Source organism: Aquimarina sp. ERC-38, assembly GCF_026222555.1.
GTDB lineage: Bacteria > Bacteroidota > Bacteroidia > Flavobacteriales > Flavobacteriaceae > Aquimarina.
The window spans coordinates 2,490,912-2,507,625 of record NZ_CP098511.1; the positions used below are offsets into that span (position 1 = coordinate 2,490,912).

The 16,714-nt window shown below is 34.7% G+C and carries 16 protein-coding genes; 12 read left to right on the forward strand and 4 right to left on the reverse strand.

Features of this window, described 5'->3' with window-relative positions:
- Positions 1–3 precede the first annotated feature (3 nt).
- The 12 genes from NBT05_RS10335 (at position 4) to NBT05_RS10390 (ending at position 12,695) form a co-directional block, all read left to right on the forward strand.
- Positions 4–912, forward strand: coding sequence for an ion channel (locus tag NBT05_RS10335; RefSeq protein WP_265769789.1), 909 nt, complete (start codon positions 4–6; stop codon positions 910–912).
- Between the two features lie 122 nt (positions 913–1,034).
- Positions 1,035–1,829: an outer membrane protein assembly factor BamD gene (locus NBT05_RS10340; protein WP_265769790.1), complete on the forward strand. Its 795-nt coding sequence runs from the start codon at positions 1,035–1,037 to the stop codon at positions 1,827–1,829.
- 12 nt (positions 1,830–1,841) lie between these two features.
- On the forward strand, positions 1,842–2,180 hold the full coding sequence (locus NBT05_RS10345) for a DNA-directed RNA polymerase subunit omega (RefSeq protein WP_265769791.1): 339 nt from the start codon (positions 1,842–1,844) through the stop codon (positions 2,178–2,180).
- A 3-nt stretch (positions 2,181–2,183) separates the two neighbouring features.
- Positions 2,184–3,401: a bifunctional phosphopantothenoylcysteine decarboxylase/phosphopantothenate--cysteine ligase CoaBC gene (gene coaBC, locus NBT05_RS10350; RefSeq protein WP_265769792.1), complete on the forward strand. Its 1,218-nt coding sequence runs from the start codon at positions 2,184–2,186 to the stop codon at positions 3,399–3,401.
- A complete protein-coding gene (locus NBT05_RS10355) occupies positions 3,394–4,281 on the forward strand; it encodes a DUF4835 family protein (protein WP_265769793.1) in 888 nt (295 codons plus the stop codon). The genes coaBC and NBT05_RS10355 overlap by 8 nt, the downstream gene beginning before the upstream one ends.
- A gap of 782 nt (positions 4,282–5,063) precedes the next feature.
- Positions 5,064–6,722 (forward strand): DNA repair protein RecN, encoded by a 1,659-nt coding sequence (gene recN / locus NBT05_RS10360; RefSeq protein WP_265769794.1) that lies wholly within the window; start codon positions 5,064–5,066, stop codon positions 6,720–6,722.
- Positions 6,723–6,807: 85 nt separating this feature from the next.
- Positions 6,808–7,629: an enoyl-ACP reductase FabI gene (locus NBT05_RS10365; protein WP_265769795.1), complete on the forward strand. Its 822-nt coding sequence runs from the start codon at positions 6,808–6,810 to the stop codon at positions 7,627–7,629.
- 48 nt (positions 7,630–7,677) lie between these two features.
- Positions 7,678–8,679: a glycosyltransferase gene (locus NBT05_RS10370; protein WP_265769796.1), complete on the forward strand. Its 1,002-nt coding sequence runs from the start codon at positions 7,678–7,680 to the stop codon at positions 8,677–8,679.
- Positions 8,680–8,775: 96 nt separating this feature from the next.
- Positions 8,776–9,756, forward strand: a complete 981-nt coding sequence (locus tag NBT05_RS10375; protein WP_265769797.1) for a CdaR family protein — start codon at positions 8,776–8,778, stop codon at positions 9,754–9,756.
- Entirely contained in the window at positions 9,757–10,341 is a 585-nt protein-coding gene (gene coaE, locus NBT05_RS10380; protein ID WP_265769798.1) for a dephospho-CoA kinase, read from the forward strand.
- An 81-nt stretch (positions 10,342–10,422) separates the two neighbouring features.
- Entirely contained in the window at positions 10,423–11,973 is a 1,551-nt protein-coding gene (locus tag NBT05_RS10385) for a sensor histidine kinase (RefSeq protein ID WP_265769799.1), read from the forward strand.
- A 2-nt stretch (positions 11,974–11,975) separates the two neighbouring features.
- A complete protein-coding gene (locus tag NBT05_RS10390; RefSeq protein ID WP_265769800.1) occupies positions 11,976–12,695 on the forward strand; it encodes a response regulator transcription factor in 720 nt (239 codons plus the stop codon).
- A gap of 41 nt (positions 12,696–12,736) precedes the next feature.
- Here the strand turns inward: NBT05_RS10390 and miaA are convergent, their stop codons facing one another.
- From miaA to NBT05_RS10410, 4 genes are all read right to left on the reverse strand, one after another.
- The gene (miaA, locus tag NBT05_RS10395) at positions 12,737–13,663 is read right to left on the reverse strand and encodes a tRNA (adenosine(37)-N6)-dimethylallyltransferase MiaA (protein WP_265769801.1); all 927 of its coding nucleotides are present in this window, start codon (positions 13,661–13,663) and stop codon (positions 12,737–12,739) included.
- On the reverse strand, positions 13,656–14,495 hold the full coding sequence (locus NBT05_RS10400) for an ion transporter (RefSeq protein ID WP_265769802.1): 840 nt from the start codon (positions 14,493–14,495) through the stop codon (positions 13,656–13,658). Before NBT05_RS10400 ends, miaA begins: the two co-directional genes overlap by 8 nt.
- Before the next feature lie 38 nt (positions 14,496–14,533).
- Positions 14,534–15,895: an exonuclease domain-containing protein gene (locus NBT05_RS10405; RefSeq protein ID WP_265769803.1), complete on the reverse strand. Its 1,362-nt coding sequence runs from the start codon at positions 15,893–15,895 to the stop codon at positions 14,534–14,536.
- 143 nt (positions 15,896–16,038) lie between these two features.
- Positions 16,039–16,692 (reverse strand): YggS family pyridoxal phosphate-dependent enzyme, encoded by a 654-nt coding sequence (locus tag NBT05_RS10410; RefSeq protein WP_265769804.1) that lies wholly within the window; start codon positions 16,690–16,692, stop codon positions 16,039–16,041.
- Positions 16,693–16,714: the final 22 nt, after the last annotated feature.

Sequence of the window (16,714 nt, forward strand, 5' to 3'; positions counted from 1 at the left end):
GGTATGTTTAAAAAGGTAAAAGATCCGGGGATTGGAATTTCTTCTGATGAAAGAGCTAAACGCTTTATCAATCCGGATGGTACTTTTAACATTAGGCATATCAACAGAAGAACTTCTTTTTCCCGAAGTTATTCCTACCTGATTGGAATTAGTTGGTTAAAATTCTTTGGCTGGGTGACCCTGGGCTATATCGTAATTAATTTAATTTTCGCAGTAATTTATGTATTGCTGGGAATATCGGCAATTACTAAGCCTACAGGTAGTTACGTTCTCGATCTTTTAAATGCTTTTTTCTTTTCAGCTCAAACCATCACCACCGTTGGTTATGGGGCCATGGCACCTAAAGGATTATGGTTTGGTATCATATCATCATTTGAAGCTTTAATCGGATTGTTAAGCTTTTCTTTTGTAACCGGACTTTTATACGGTAGGTTTTCCCGACCTAAGGCGAATGTCCGCTTTAGCAGCACTATTATTATTAAAGAGCATAAAGGGCAGGATAGTTTAATGTTTCGTTTAATGAGTAGAACTACAAACGTAATGATTCGACCAAAAATTCAGGTTACTTTGTCTTTGTCAAAAGAATCTAATAAAAAATATATTAACGAGTTTTATAATTTGGATTTACAGCGAAGTAATATCACATACTTACCCACAACCTGGACGGTAGTACATCCCATTAATAAAAACAGCCCATTATGTCAATTTAAAAGAAATGAAATTCCTAAGCTTAACGGAGAGATTTTAATTTTAGTTAGTTATTACGATCGTTCCTTTAATCAGGAGGTTCACCAGGCACATTCTTACGTTTTAAATAATATTATATTGGACAAGTCCTTTATTCCGGCTTTTTATTATGGAGAAGAAGGATACACCATTCTTGATCATACCAAGTTAAGTAAACTTGATTAAAACCGGTAAGTATTGTCACATCTTTTTAATTATGCCGTATTTACGCAATAATAGCCGTATTAGTATAAGTAAAGTTTTGAGATAAAGTAGAATTACCTATTTTTGCCAAACGTTTGAAATTTATGAAGAAATTATTAATTTTTGTTCTTTTAGGAAGCGTCTTTTTTAGCTGTAGCGAATACCAGAAAGTATTAAAGAATGAAGATATTGCGCCAAAGTATAAAATGGCGGAAAGTCTTTATAAAGAAGGTAAGTATAAAAAAGCCTTACGTTTATTTGAACAAATAGTGCCCCAATATCGAGGTAAACCTCAAGCGGAACGGGTGATGTATTATTATGCGGATACGTATTATCAATTACGTGACTATTACCTGGCGGGATATCAATACGAGCGTTTTGTAAAATCATATCCGCAAAGTGCTAAAGCAGAAGAAGCCGCTTTTAAATCGGCAAAGAGCTATTACGAGAATTCTCCAAGATTTTCCCTCGATCAGGCAGATACTGATAAAGCTATAGAAAAACTACAGGGGTTTATTAATAAATATCCTGAAAGTGATAATCTGGCAATTGCTAACGAGTTAGTTCTGGAACTAAGAACAAAAAAAGAACAAAAAGCTTTTGAGGTGGCCAAAGGATATCACCATCGTGAAGATTATAAAGTAGCAATCAAAACTTTTGACAACTATTTAATTGATTATCCCGGGTCTAAGTTTAAAGAAGATGTTTTATATTACCGCTTGGAATCGGAGTATCTTCTTGCTATTGGTAGTTATGAAAGCCTGGTAAAAGACAGGCTAACAACAGCTCAGGAATTTTATAAGAATTATAGAAAATATTACAATGAAGAAGGGGCTTATTATGACCGTGCCCAGGATATAAAAGAAGATTTAGAAAAACGATTAGAACAACTTAATTAAGTTATATAGAAGATGGATTTAAAGAAGAGTAGTGCCCCGGTAAACACCATTACCATTGATAAAAATTTAATTGATCAACCTACCAGTAATATTTACGAAGCGATTTCGATTATCTCTAAAAGAGCAAATCAGATCAATACGGATATTAAAAAGGAATTATTAGAAAAACTGGATGAGTTTGCTACCTACAATGATAGTCTGGAAGAGGTTTTTGAAAATAAGGAACAAATAGAAGTTTCTAAATTTTATGAAAGATTACCCAAACCTCATGCTCTTGCCATTCAAGAATGGGTAGATGGAAAAATTTATTACCGTAACACAAAAGCGGACGGAAGTACAGAATCATTCTAATATTTGAAACCTTCTTTTCTTAATAATAAGAAAGTACTTTTAGGAGTAACTGCAGGAATAGCCGCTTATAAAACAGCGGCTTTAGTGCGTTTATTTATAAAAGCAGGAGCTCAGGTTAGAGTCATTATGACTCCTGCGGCTAAAGATTTTGTAACTCCTTTAACCCTGTCTACCTTATCAAAAAACCCGGTAGAAAGCGAATTTTATAATAAGAATGACGAAAATGCTGTTTGGAATAACCATGTAGAACTAGGGCTTTGGGCGGATGTGTTTTTAATAGCCCCTGCTACTGCAAATACCCTGTCTAAAATGGTTAACGGGGTGAGTGATAACTTATTACTGGCTACCTATCTTTCAGCCAAATGCAAGGTGTATTTTGCTCCGGCTATGGATTTGGATATGTATAAACATCCCTCCACAACTATAAGTTTAACCTCATTACAGGAATATGGTAATCGTATGATACCAGCTACAAGCGGAGAATTGGCCAGTGGTTTATCTGGTAAAGGTCGTATGGCAGAGCCCGAAGATATTATTTCTTTTATCGAAAAAGATCTGAGTACAGGTTTGCCATTGCACGGTAAAACTATTCTAATTACCGCAGGTCCTACCTACGAAGCTATTGATCCTGTACGATTTATTGGGAATCATTCCAGTGGTAAAATGGGAATAGCCATAGCAAAAAATGCAGCTGACCTGGGGGCTACGGTTCATTTGATCCTAGGACCATCTTCTGAAACAATCGAACATCCTTTAATAAGTGTAACCCCGATAATAAGCGCTCAGGAAATGTTTGAAACCGTACAAAATCTATATACAAAAGTTGATATCGCTATTGCCGCTGCCGCAGTTGCTGATTACCGTCCTAAAGAGGTGGCTCACCAGAAGATAAAAAAGAAAACCGAAGAGTTCGTTTTAGAGTTAGAAAAAACAGTGGACATTTTAAAATGGATGGGTTCTCAAAAAGAACATCAATTTCTGGTAGGATTTGCATTAGAAACTCAGAATGAACTGGAGAATGCGAAGAAAAAATTACAAAACAAAAACCTGGACCTTATCGTTTTAAATTCTCTTAATGACAAGGGGGCGGGTTTTAAAAAGTCCACAAATAAAGTTACCTTAGTAAATCATAAATTAGAAGTTCAAGCGTTTTCTTTAAAAACAAAAAACGAAGTCGCTCAAGATATTTTATCTGCTATACAAAAGGATTTACATGACTAGAATATTAGTTGTTATATTGTTTTCTTTTTCTTCAGTGTTATTGGCACAGGAGTTCAATGCTACCGTTGTAGTCAATGCACAACAAACGGCTAACCCCAATTTGCAGGTATTTAAAACCCTTGAACGTTCCTTAACTGAGTTTGTAAACAATACAAAATGGACGGACGTTGACTACAGGACAGAAGAGCGTATTGATTGTAACTTTATTATCAATATCCTGGATTTTAATAATGATTCTTTTACTGGAACCCTACAGGTGCAGGCAGCAAGGCCGGTATTTCAGTCGGATTATAAAACTAATTTATTGAATATTGTTGATAACAACCTTAGTTTTCAATACGTAGAGTTTCAACCTTTGAACTATAATCCGAATAGTTTTGAAAACAACCTGATCTCCGTATTTGCGTATTACCTGTACACCATACTGGCAGTAGAAGCAGATAGTTTTGAACGTAAGTCAGGAACAGATTATTATGAACAGGCAAGAATTGTAATAAACAGTGTTACCGATCCGAATCTAAGCGGATGGAAGCGAGAAAGAAACCCTAACCGGTTTAGTTTTAACGACGATATACTTTCCGGTACGTACGATGGGTATCGAGAAGCTATGTATACCTATCATAGAGAAGGACTGGACCTTATGAGTACGCAGTTAAAAGAGGGAAAATTAGCCGTTATTGCCAGTCTTGATAATTTAATGGAAATGCATAGCAACCGCCCTAATTCTTATCCGATGCGGGTATGGTTTGATGCTAAAGTAGATGAATTTTCAAAGATTATGTCCGGAGGACCTCCAGTCAATATAGCGGATGTAAAAACCAAATTATCCCGTATAGCACCTTTTTATTCCGATAAATGGAGTTCCATAGAATCCAAGTAATTCTACAGAACTTTGCTATGTGTAGGTTTAAATGTTTAGAAGTTTGTAATTGAAATTACCGGTTTACATCTTTTTATCAACAGTAATAATATATAAATTTAGTACACAATCCTACTTCCTTTTAAAAGAAAGTAAAGTTATTTCCTAATATGTATCACGCATCATAATCGATCTAACTATTTTATTTACAGATATCTATCTTATTATAAATCCTTTTCAAAGGAAAGGGTTTTTAGCTACCTTCCCTTTGGGAAGGGCAGGGGATGGGATTAATTTATAAGGATTAGAATTATCTAAGCTATTTTAAACTAAAGCCAATAATTTTGACTCTTAATTCTAGAAGCGAGAACGACCTACCCGTCTACAGGCGGGTCTTAAGTCTCCACCAGACTGACACTAATAAGTGCGTTTTAAAATTCTTCTTTTGATAGTAATATTATATTTGATAGAGTTTTAAATCTGTAGTATCTTTAGCTGTTTAATAGATGTTTTATTCGCTTAAAACAAAATCTTAAAAATTGTTTTTTTAAAGAAAAATACGACTTTAGCTATTACTTTTGATAGCGGTTAGTTGTACTAACTTTATGAAGTGGTTTAAACTTTTCTGATTGAAGCGAAAAATAGGTATTTTTTGCTTAATTGAAATCGTTTTTCAGTTGCATAGCCATAGCTACGGAACTTAAAAATGATAAAAAGTAAGTGAAAAAGAACATTTTGCAGCCAATTAAGGAAAGTTTAAACAACTTCTATTTATAAGATACTAAAAAGTAAAGAAATAACTTTTGATTAAAAGCCTTACCATACGTAATTATGCATTGATTGAGCAATTAGAAGTTTCTTTTGATGCAGGTTTGACTACAATTACCGGAGAAACCGGTGCGGGAAAGTCTTTATTGCTAGGAGCTCTGGGTTTATTATTAGGAAAAAGAGCAGACCTTAATAGTATTCGGGATAAAGATAAAAAATGTGCTATTGAAGGAGTTTATAATATTAAAAATTATAATCTGACTTCTGTTTTTGAAAAGGAAGATTTGGATTATGAAGAAGAAACAATTATCCGAAGAGAAATATTGCCTTCTGGTAAATCCCGTGCTTTTATCAATGATACTCCGGTAACTCTACAATCTCTACAAACTATAGGTTCGTATTTAATTGATATTCATAGCCAGCATCAAACAATGGCGGTAACTACCAATACCTTTCAAATGCAGGTATTGGATGCTTTAGCTAGTAACGAAAAAATCCTTACTTCCTATAAAAGAGGATTGGTTATTTTAAAAAACAAAGAAAAAGAAAAACTTCAGCTGGAAGCTAATAAATCAGAATTTGTAAAAGAATACGATTATAATTCTTTTCTATTAAAAGAATTGGATGAAGCAAAGCTTAAAGAAAACGAACAAACCGAACTCGAAGAGCAAATTGAAACCTTAAGCAATGTTGAAGAAATCAGGGAACGTTTAACTACTTCGTTGGCAATCACTTCAAATGAAGAAGTAGGGGTGTTGGATATGCTAAACACGGTAAAAGCGAATTTAACCAAAATCGAAAGTTACAGCGCGGATTTCCAGGAATTATCTACAAGATTACAAAGTGCTTATTTGGAGTTAGAAGATATTACCGAAAATATCAGTGAAGCTGTTGAAAAACTGGATGCTGATCCGCAACAGTTAGAACAATTAAATGACCGCTTACAGTTTATACATAATTTACACCTTAAACATACTACGGGTACCGTTTCTGAATTACTGATTATTCAAAAAGAATTACAGGAAAAAGTAAGTAAAACGGACTCGCTGGATGAAGAGATCGGAATACTTGAAAAAGAAATTATAAAAATTAAGGGTCAATTAAACCAGGTGGCAGAAAAACTTCATGTACGAAGGTCTAAAGCCTTACCAAAATTAACCAAAGAATTAGAGAAGTTGCTTAGTGGTTTGGGAATGCCCAATGCCCGTTTTAAAGCTAGCATCACATTAAATGATAGCTACGGAGATTCAGGTAAAGACACGCTTGAGTTTCTCTTTTCTGCTAATAAAGGAGGTAATTTTGACGAACTGAAAAAGGTAGCTTCGGGTGGAGAGTTGTCTCGAATCATGATTGCTATTAAAGCCGTTTTATCTAACTATCAAAAGTTGCCCACCATAATTTTTGATGAGATAGATACCGGGGTTTCCGGTGAGGTGGCTCAAAAAATGGCAGATATGATGATGGATATGAGCAAAAATCTACAAGTTTTTAGTATTACGCATCTACCTCAAATCGCTGCTAATGGTCAACACCAGTTTAAAGTGTATAAAGAAGATATTAATAACGTAACAGTTACTCAACTTCGGTTGTTAAATCAAGAAGACCGGATTAAAGAAATCGCCGAGATGATCGGGGGTAAAGATATCTCAGAGTCCGCACTTACCCATGCTAAAGCACTTTTGCTAGCACATTAATAGTTTTTTGATTATTGCGTAATTCTCTTTTAGGAGTAAAGGGTGCTTTTAGTATATTTGGCGATTCATTCCAATAGATACAATTATGGCTTATCATTTACTAAAAGGAAAACGTGGAATTATTTTCGGAGCTTTAGATGAAAATTCTATTGCCTGGAAAACTGCGGAAAAGGTTTATGAAGAAGGAGGGAAGTTTGTATTGACAAATGCCCCTGTAGCACTTCGTATGGGTACGTTACAAAGCCTGGCAGAAAAAACCGAATCAAAAATTATTGGTGCCGATGCCACTTCTGTTGAAGATCTTGAAAAACTGGTAGATGCTGCGGTTGAAGAATTAGGAGGGCCTTTGGATTTTGTATTGCATTCTATAGGAATGTCGGTAAATGTTCGTAAAGGCCGTCATTATACGGATCAAAAATACGATTGGACTGCAAAAGGTTGGGATATTTCAGCCTTATCTTTCCATAAAACCATGCAGGTATTATACAAAAAGAAAGCCATGAGGGAATGGGGTAGTATTGTTGCCCTATCATATATGGCGGCACAACGTGTATTTCCGGATTATAATGACATGGCAGATAATAAAGCTTATCTGGAATCTATTGCCCGTAGTTTTGGTTATTTTTTCGGCAGGGATCATAAAGTAAGGGTGAATACCATTTCGCAATCACCCACACCTACTACAGCTGGAAAAGGAGTAAAAGGTTTTGATAGCTTTATTGCTTATGCAGATAAGATGTCCCCGCTAGGAAATGCAACGGCAGATGAATGTGCTGCTTATACCATAACGTTGTTTTCTGACTTAACCCGAAAGGTGACGCTACAGAACTTATACCACGACGGCGGCTTTGCAAATGTAGGAGTCAGTGACCGGGTTATGGATCTTTTTGAAAGTGAAGATGTATAAATTAATACTTAGCAGTAAAGGAAATAGGGTTTTTGTAAAGATACTTTTTTGTATTTCTCATTTATAATACCAGTATACAACCGGCCGGAAGAAATTGATGAACTTCTGGAAAGCATGTCTTATCTACAGTACAATGAGCCTTTTGAAGTTGTAATTGTTGAAGATGGTTCCACCTTAGCATCAGACCAGGTGATTGCTAACTATAATGATACATTAGCTATAAGTTATTATGTAAAGAAAAATACAGGACCGGGGGATTCCAGAAACTACGGAATGCAAAAAGCACGGGGGGAATATTTTTTAATTTTGGATAGCGACGTTATACTTCCTTCCAACTATCTGCTGGAAGTTGCTTCCTTTTTAAAGAAAGAATATGTTTCCTGTTTTGGAGGGCCGGATGATGCACATGCAGACTTTACTGCTTTGCAAAAAGCCATCAATTACAGTATGACTTCTTATTTGACGACCGGGGGTATTCGTGGGAAGAAAAAAGTAGTGGATAAATTTCAACCCCGAAGTTTTAATATGGGTTTGTCAAAAGAAGCTTTTCTTGCCTCACAAGGATTCGGGAATATCCATCCCGGCGAAGACCCGGATCTGACGATACGTTTATGGAAGTTAGGATATCATACGGCATTTATTCCTGAGGCTAAAGTATTTCATAAACGGCGAATTTCCTGGAAAAAGTTTTTTCAACAGGTGAAGAAATTCGGTTTGGTACGTCCCATCCTTACTAAATGGCACCCGGAAACGAGTAAAATTACCTATTGGTTTCCAAGTGTATTTATCTTGTGTAGTATAGTGGCTCTCGTTCTTTTATTATTTGGTGTACAGTTTCCGGTGTATGTGTTGCTTTTATACATTATAGGTATTTTCATTGAAGCTACCTTAAAAAATAACTCGGTAAGAATAGGAAGCTTAGCTATTATTGCCGTAGGTATTCAATTTTACGGATATGGCACTGGATTTTTACAATCTTATTTTAAAATACATCTTTTACATAAAAATCCGGAAACTACTTTCCCTAAATTATTTTTTAGAAAAAAATAAGACCCATGTTGTATGTTAATTTTGTATTTTAAATTTTACTGAACAGTATAGAACTGTTATAAAAGAATTTCATAACTAAAATGCTGGTACGATATTATGAAGAAGAAACTACATAAATTATCTTTCAGAAGGCATAATGTAAAGGTGTTCTTATTTTTCTTATTGTTTACCTCTGTACTCTGGGTGGTCATTCAGTTTTCTAAAAATTATACGCAAGAAATTGAGGTATTACTGGCTTATCAAAATTTACCGGAAAATGAAGTAATAGATATTTCAAATAGTGACCAACAACTAAAATTACTTTTAAGTGGTAATGGCTTCCGTTTTATCAACTATTTATTTGATCAACCTGTCGTTAAAATGGATATTAAAGAAGCAATAAGTAATGAAAGTAATACGTATGAGTTTAAAATCAACAAAGAAGATCCTGACTTAAAGAGTCAATTGAACTTTAAAGGGAACATTATCAATATTCAAAAAGACATAGTACAGGTAAAAACGACGACTAATACCGAAAAAAAAGTACCTATTGTGGTAAAAACCAAAATTAAGTACGCTCCCGGTTACGGTACGGATCAACCTATTTCTTCAAGTCCGGATTCTATATTAATTCGCGGACCTAAAAGGAGCCTGGATACTATTCGCGTTTTAGCTACTGAATTACTAACTATTCGGGACCTTAAATCTGATTTTAAAGGAAATTTAAAAATTGACATATCTGCAATCCCGGATGATATTGATATTTCCCGGGAATTTGTAACGGCTTCTATCGATGTATCTAAGATTACGGAAGGTAATAAAGAGGTACCGGTTCAATTAATCAATGTGCCTAAGAATATTCAGGTAACTATATTTCCTAAAACCGTACAGGTAGTTTATCGTATTAACCTGGATAAAATAGATGATATTACTGCCTCAGATTTTGTAGTGGAAGCTGATTTTAGCGAAGCCGTAGTTTCCAGTGAATTTTTAGTTTTAAACCTTAAAGTAGTTCCAAAAGAAGTAAAAGATGTTCGTTTAATGACTAATAAAATACAGTACGTTATTATTAATTCACCAGAACCTAAAAACAATTAAATGCTGACAGTAGGTTTAACCGGAGGTATTGGCAGCGGTAAGTCTACCGTAGCCCGAATGTTTTCAGACTTGGGGATTCCAGTATATATCGCAGATATCAAAGCAAAAATTATCATGCAGGAAGATGAAGAAGTTAAAAAAGCAATCCAAAATTTAATTGGAGAGGATGCTTATCTTCCGGATGGAAAACTCAACCGAACATTTATTGCAGATAAAGTATTTAAAAATAAAGAAAGCTTACAATCTTTAAATCATATTGTTCACCCGGCAGTAGCAAAAGATTTCAATAAATGGAAAGAAAACCAGAATACCCCTTATGTAATTAAAGAAGCTGCTATTCTTTTTGAAAACGGGGGGTACAAAGCCTGCGATCAGGTAATATTGGTGATAGCTCCTAGCAAATTACGTTTGGAAAGAGTGGTAAAAAGAGATCAAATTAGCGAGGAATCCATAAAAGAACGGATGCAACATCAATGGGAAGATGTCAGAAAAATACCTTTAGCAGATTATGTGCTAAATAATGAGGATTTAGAGAAAACTTTACAACAAGTTCGTAAAATCCACAATAAATTGACTACTTTTTAGTTAAAAATTAAAAATATCTTATTTTGTTAACATTTGGTTAAACGTGAAAGTTGTTAAATGTTAAAGTTTTAATTTTGAACTATGAATAAACGGCTTTTTGTCCTACTCATTGCTTTAATGAGTTTGTCACTAATCGGAATTATTTTTGTTCAGGGATATTGGATTCAAAATACCGTTGAAAACAACGAAGTTCAGTTTTCATTTAATGCAAAACAGATTTTAAGTTCCGTATCAAAAAAGATACAATATAGAGAGTTTGAAGAGATTTATTATCCGCTTCAGGATATATTAGACAGTATTGAAGAACCAGATGATAAAACGATACAACAACTCTTAGATATTAGTATTGACCGGGCATCTTATACATTTGGAGATGGTTTTTTAGAAGACAATTATAAATTGTCTACTTCTGTTTCTAACCTGGATAATATTGATACGATCAAGCTTAAAAACTTATTAAACCGTAATGCTGAAATAAATGAGGTGAAGGATGCAAAAGATTCCTACCGCAGTAAATTAGATCGTTTGAGTGGTCTTACGGATTTACAGCGAAGGGATTTTGAAGTAGTCGTAGGAGAATTAGCAGATTTAATTCCTATACGCCGCAGGGTAAAAAAGGAAGAAGTGCAGCAACTATTGGCACAGGAACTGGAAGAGAGAGATATGAATATTGATTTCGAATATGCAATTTACAGCAACGCGTTAGCCACACGAGTTCGATCTGAGGACTTTAGTCTTGACTCTCCTTCAACGTATGGAGTGCCATTATTTATAGATCAGGAAGGGTTAAGTAAATACCAGTTATACGTTAATTTTACCGGAAAGAAAAAGTATATATTATCTTCTATTAAGGGGATGGCTATCTTATCAGTCATTTTTACATTGATTATTGTAGTTGCTTATTCCAGTGCGCTATCACAGTTGCTTCAGCAAAGACAGATATCCCAAATCAAGACGGATTTTATTAATAACATGACGCATGAATTAAAAACGCCGATCGCCACTATCAACCTTGCTTTGGATGCTATTAAAAATCCAAAAATAGCCGGCGATGCTGAAAAAACGAAGCGGTATATTAATATGATCCGGGAAGAAAATAAGCGTATGCTCGCCCAGGTAGAAAATGTACTACGTATCTCACAGCTGGAAAAAAACGAACTGAATATCACTAAAGAGAAGCTTGAGTTACATGATATCATTGAAGATGCCATTACCCATGTTTCTCTGATTGTAGAAAATCGGGAAGGTTATATCAAAACACATTTAGGCGCCCTAAAATCTTCAATATTAGCTAATGATAGTCATATGACTAATGTGGTTGTAAACATGCTGGATAATGCTATCAAATATTCTGAAGAACAACCTAAAATTGACATTTATACGGAAAATGTCAAAAATAGTATTGTATTGAAGGTAAGGGATCAGGGTATTGGTATGAGTAAAGTTGCCGTAAAAAAGATTTTTGAAAAGTTTTTTAGAGAACATACAGGTGACCTTCACAATGTAAAAGGTCATGGGCTTGGGCTTACGTACGTAAAGAGAATAGTAGACGACCATCACGGTCAAATATCAGTAGAGAGCGAAAGGGGAAAAGGCTCTACGTTCATTATTAAATTACCGTTAATATCTTAAACATGGAGACAGAAAACAAAAAGATTTTATTAGTTGAAGACGATCCGAATTTCGGAACTGTCTTAAAAGATTACCTTGTTATGAATGACTATGATGTAGTTCATGCCAAGAATGGAATGGAAGGATTTGAAAAGTTTAAAAAGGATGACTATGATATGTGTATCCTTGATGTAATGATGCCTTATAAAGACGGATTTACATTAGCTAAAGAAATTCGAGAGAAAAATGAAGATGTTCCTATTATCTTTTTAACAGCTAAGGCTATGAAAGAAGATGTGTTAAAAGGATATAAAGTTGGGGCAGATGACTATCTTAACAAGCCTTTTGATAGTGAAGTATTACTCATGAAGATACAGGCAATCATGCAACGTAAAAATACGGAGTCTGTGGCGGATAGTAAACAATTTGAATTTAAAATTGGTAATTTTCACTTGAATTCAAAACTTCGTTTTTTAACCTATCATGATCAGGAGCCAATTAAATTATCTCCTAAAGAAAACGAATTGTTACGTCTGTTAGCTTTACATCTTAACGATCTGATGCCTAGAGAGTTGGCGCTAACTAAAATATGGAGGGATGATAATTATTTTACTTCTCGAAGTATGGATGTGTATATTGCTAAATTGCGAAAGTACCTTAAAAAAGATGAAGACGTAGAGATTCTTAACATTCACGGAGAAGGTTTCAGACTGGTTGTAAGAGAACCAGTAGCTGCTAATTAAGTAGTATAGAATTTAATAGAAATAAACGGTAACTTTTATGGTCACTTCGTTGCAAGCTGTTGTAGCGAAGTGTCTATATGGGTTATAATATCTTCAATTGGAGTTGTATAGTCAAACCATCGAATATCCTTATTTTTTCTAAACCAGGTGCCCTGACGTTTGGCAAACCTTCGGGTATTTTTTTGTATCTCGTTTATAGTAAAATCCAAGCTATAATTCCTTTCTAAATATTTAAAAACTTCTTTGTATCCTACGGTATTCAAAGCGTTTAAATGTTGATAAGCTTGTAAGGATTTTACTTCTTCAATCAATCCTTCAGTAATCATTTTTTCAACTCTTTTATTTATTCTTTCATAAATAACGGTCCGGTCAGCGGTTAAGCCTATAAAAACCGGTGTGAAATTTCGCGTTTTTACCGCATTTGTTAGAAAAGAAGAGTAAGGTTGAGAGGAACTCAAGGTAACTTCAAGAGCTCGCAATACCCTTTGTATATTCTGTAGGTCCACTATTTTACTATATTCCGGATCATTTTCAATTAGCAACTTCTGTACGGAGGCAAATCCTTCATTTTTGTATAATGCGGCAACCTCTTCTTTTATTTCAGGTCGTACCACAGGAAATACATCTAAACCTTTGGTAACTGCGTCTATATATAAGCCTGACCCACCAACCAATATAGCCGTATTGTTTTTATTATATAAAGTGTCTAAAAGTTGTATGGCATCGGTTTCATAATCTCCTACAGAGTAGGTAGGTTCATGAATACTACGATGTTGGATAAAATGGTGTGTTGCAGCAGCCAGTTCAGAAGGAGTAGGAACTGCAGTACCTATATTCATTTCCTTATAAAATTGCCGGCTATCTGCGGATATGATCTCGCATTTATAATGTTGTGCCAACTGTATGGCCACATTCGTTTTTCCGATAGCGGTAGGCCCTACAACAACCAGAAGTGTTTTTTTAGCCATTTCGCAAACTTTCTCCGCAATTATAACAATGTTTAGCCATGTCCTGATGCTTTTTTGCATTACAATTCCAACAGGACTGTGTGTTTACGTGAACGATATTTTTGTTAGTTGCAGCAGCATATTCGGCACTCACAATTCCGGTAGGTACGGCAATAATACCATATCCTAATATCATAATGACCGCAGCAAGAAATTGTCCGAAGGGTGTAACGGGAGCAATATCACCAAAACCAACGGTGGTTAAGGTTACAATACACCAGTATACACTTACCGGAATATTTTTAAATCCGCTTTCTTCCCCTTCTACAATGTACATCAGCGTTCCCATCATAATACAAACTATAAGTACGGCAAACAAAAAGACAAGTATTTTTGCTTTACTATCCTTAATAGCTTTCGCCAGTTTATTCGATTCCCCGACATACCTAGTAACTTTTAATACCCGGAAAACGCGAAGTAAGCGCAAGGCCCGAACGGTAAGTAAAGCTGCGGTACCCGTCATAAAGAAGGATAAATAAAGTGGGAGGGTAGATAATAAGTCAATAATACCGTAAAAACTAAAAATATATTTAGAAGGTCGGTTAATAGAGACAATTCTCGCAAAATATTCTAAGGTGAAGAAAATAGTAATAATCCATTCGGCAACGTAAAGATAATCGTAGGTTTTTTCTTCAAAACCTTTAACGCTCTCTAACATTACAAAAATAATACTCAGGATAATCATAATAAGTAGTAGCACGTCAAAAAGTTTACCTGCAGGAGTGTCTGCCTCGTAAATAATTTCATGGACTTTTTGTTTCCATCCGGTAATTTTATCTTTAGATATGGACATTGCTTTAAAGTTGCGTTACTACAATAGTATAACTAAAATTAGATTTTTTTGATCTTTAAACGCTTGTTTTTTCTCAAGTAGTTTTGAAAAATATGTTTGGTATTAGCAGTATGTGCAATTGGTGTGAGAATAGTTTTCAAAATCTCGGTATTTTGTATTTGATGGTATAGGGTAAAATAGGTGTATCCTATTAATTTTCCGTTTTCTACGTACACAAGGCTTTGTTCTCCGGGAACCCTTCCTTTATCAAAAACCATAAAGGTTTTGTCCTGTAAGGATTGTTCTTCCATTAGCCTGATTACTTTTTGATTATAAACCTTGACATCCTCCTCTTGAGAGTGATCCTTCTTTGTATTAAAAGCAGATTTCTTGTGATTACGATTTATTTTTTGAAAAGTAACTTTAGACGGATCAAGATCGTACTTTTTAATCCATTGGGAGAGTAACATTTGCGCTTGCGGACGATTGGTAAACGTTGTAATTTCCGATTCCAAATACGAAGGCTTTTGTATTAAAAGCTCAAGGTAGCCTTCCGTCTCCTCTTTACTGTATAAAGCCTGGTTAAACTTGGGTTTATGGGCATGCGTATTAAATTTCGGACGATTTTTTGAAACTTCCTCATTTTCCTTAAGCAAGGCTATAAGTTCGCTTCCGGTTAGGTCATAACTAACATTTGCTACATGTTCCTGTAGGTTTTGTGATTTTCTATTAGTGTTAGTAAAATGTTGGGTAATTTTCCTTTTTAAATTTCTGCTTTTCCCCAGATAGATAATTGTTCCTCTTTTATCAAAAAGATAATATACTCCTGTAGCTGAAGGTATATTTTCTAATAATTGTACTAATCGCTGATCAATTTCTTTAAAAGTTTGGGTCTGGATGGTTTGAGTAACAATAGTTTTGGTTACATCTTTACTTAACAGAAGTTTAAACAGTTGTACGGTAGCCAAAGCATCTCCAGTAGCTCGATGCCTATCAGCCAGTGGGATACCTAAGCTACGAACAAGTTTACCCAAACTATAGGATTTTTGATTAGGGAGTAATTTTTGTGCTAATTCAACGGTACAGAGCGATTGCCGTTCAAAAGGAAAACCTAAACGTTCAAACTCCGTTCGTAAAATCCGATAATCAAACACCGCATTGTGCGCAACAATAATGCAATCTTCGGTAATCTCGACAATACGTTTGGCCACCTCATAAAATTTGGGAGCCGTTTTTAACATATCATTATTGATTCCGGTAAGGTTAATTACAAAAGGTTGAATCGGAATTTCCGGATTGACCAGGCTGATAAATTGGTCAGTAATCTCGTGTCCGTCAAACTTGTAAATAGCAATTTCAGTAATTCCTTCTTCATTATATTTACCTCCGGTGGTTTCTATGTCTAAAATTGCGTAATTCAAAAAAACTAAATGCTGTTTAAGTGTTTAAAATACGGAAAGCATTTATAAAATACCCTAAATCCATTGATTAAAATTTACATAACTTTAGTAAATAATAATTGATTTATTTTTAAAGGTAACCTTGATATCTGTAATTATCTAGTTTACCTTTCTCCAAAAATAGCACTTCCAATTCGTACCATGGTACTCCCTTTTGTAATCGCAATCTGATAATCCCCACTCATTCCTGTGGAAAGCTCATTTAAAAACGGATATTTCGGTTGTAAGTCCTGCATCAAGTTGGCAATTTTATTAAATTCATTTTTAATTATTGAAGTATCCGCAGTAAAGGTAGCCATTCCCATAAGTCCATTGATTTCCAGGTGTTTCATATCCTTAAAAATCTCAGAATCAAGAATTTCGATTAACTCTTCTCCGTTTAAACCGAATTTCTCTTCTTCCTTTGCAATTTTAAGTTGTAATAAGCATTTAATAGTCCGGTTGTACTTACTTGCTTGTTTATTAATTTCTTTTAATAATTTCAAGCTATCTACTGCATGAATCATATAGACATAAGGAGCCATGTACTTTACCTTGTTAGTTTGTACATGTCCGATCATATGCCATCTGATATCCTTAGGTAATTGTTCGGATTTTTCGGTCATTTCCTGAATTTTATTTTCACCGAAATCCCGTTGACCAGCGTCATAAGCTTCCTGTAAATCAGCAATAGGTTTGGTTTTAGAAACAGCAATTAGGCGTATGTTTTCGGAAAGCGTTTTATAAATTGCCTCAATATTCTTTTGAATAGTACTCATACCTGCAAAGATACTTGAACTA

Coding starts and splice junctions, on each gene's coding strand:
- coaE (WP_265769798.1), top strand. CDS start 9,757: ATGCTGACAGTAGGTTTAACCGGAGGTATTGGCAGCGGTAAGTCTACC.
- NBT05_RS10340 (WP_265769790.1), top strand. CDS start 1,035: ATGAAGAAATTATTAATTTTTGTTCTTTTAGGAAGCGTCTTTTTTAGC.
- NBT05_RS10385 (WP_265769799.1), top strand. CDS start 10,423: ATGAATAAACGGCTTTTTGTCCTACTCATTGCTTTAATGAGTTTGTCA.
- NBT05_RS10355 (WP_265769793.1), top strand. CDS start 3,394: ATGACTAGAATATTAGTTGTTATATTGTTTTCTTTTTCTTCAGTGTTA.
- NBT05_RS10400 (WP_265769802.1), bottom strand. CDS start 14,495: ATGTCCATATCTAAAGATAAAATTACCGGATGGAAACAAAAAGTCCAT.
- NBT05_RS10390 (WP_265769800.1), top strand. CDS start 11,976: ATGGAGACAGAAAACAAAAAGATTTTATTAGTTGAAGACGATCCGAAT.
- NBT05_RS10410 (WP_265769804.1), bottom strand. CDS start 16,692: ATGAGTACTATTCAAAAGAATATTGAGGCAATTTATAAAACGCTTTCC.
- NBT05_RS10335 (WP_265769789.1), top strand. CDS start 4: ATGTTTAAAAAGGTAAAAGATCCGGGGATTGGAATTTCTTCTGATGAA.
- NBT05_RS10365 (WP_265769795.1), top strand. CDS start 6,808: ATGGCTTATCATTTACTAAAAGGAAAACGTGGAATTATTTTCGGAGCT.
- miaA (WP_265769801.1), bottom strand. CDS start 13,663: ATGGCTAAAAAAACACTTCTGGTTGTTGTAGGGCCTACCGCTATCGGA.
- NBT05_RS10345 (WP_265769791.1), top strand. CDS start 1,842: ATGGATTTAAAGAAGAGTAGTGCCCCGGTAAACACCATTACCATTGAT.
- NBT05_RS10375 (WP_265769797.1), top strand. CDS start 8,776: ATGAAGAAGAAACTACATAAATTATCTTTCAGAAGGCATAATGTAAAG.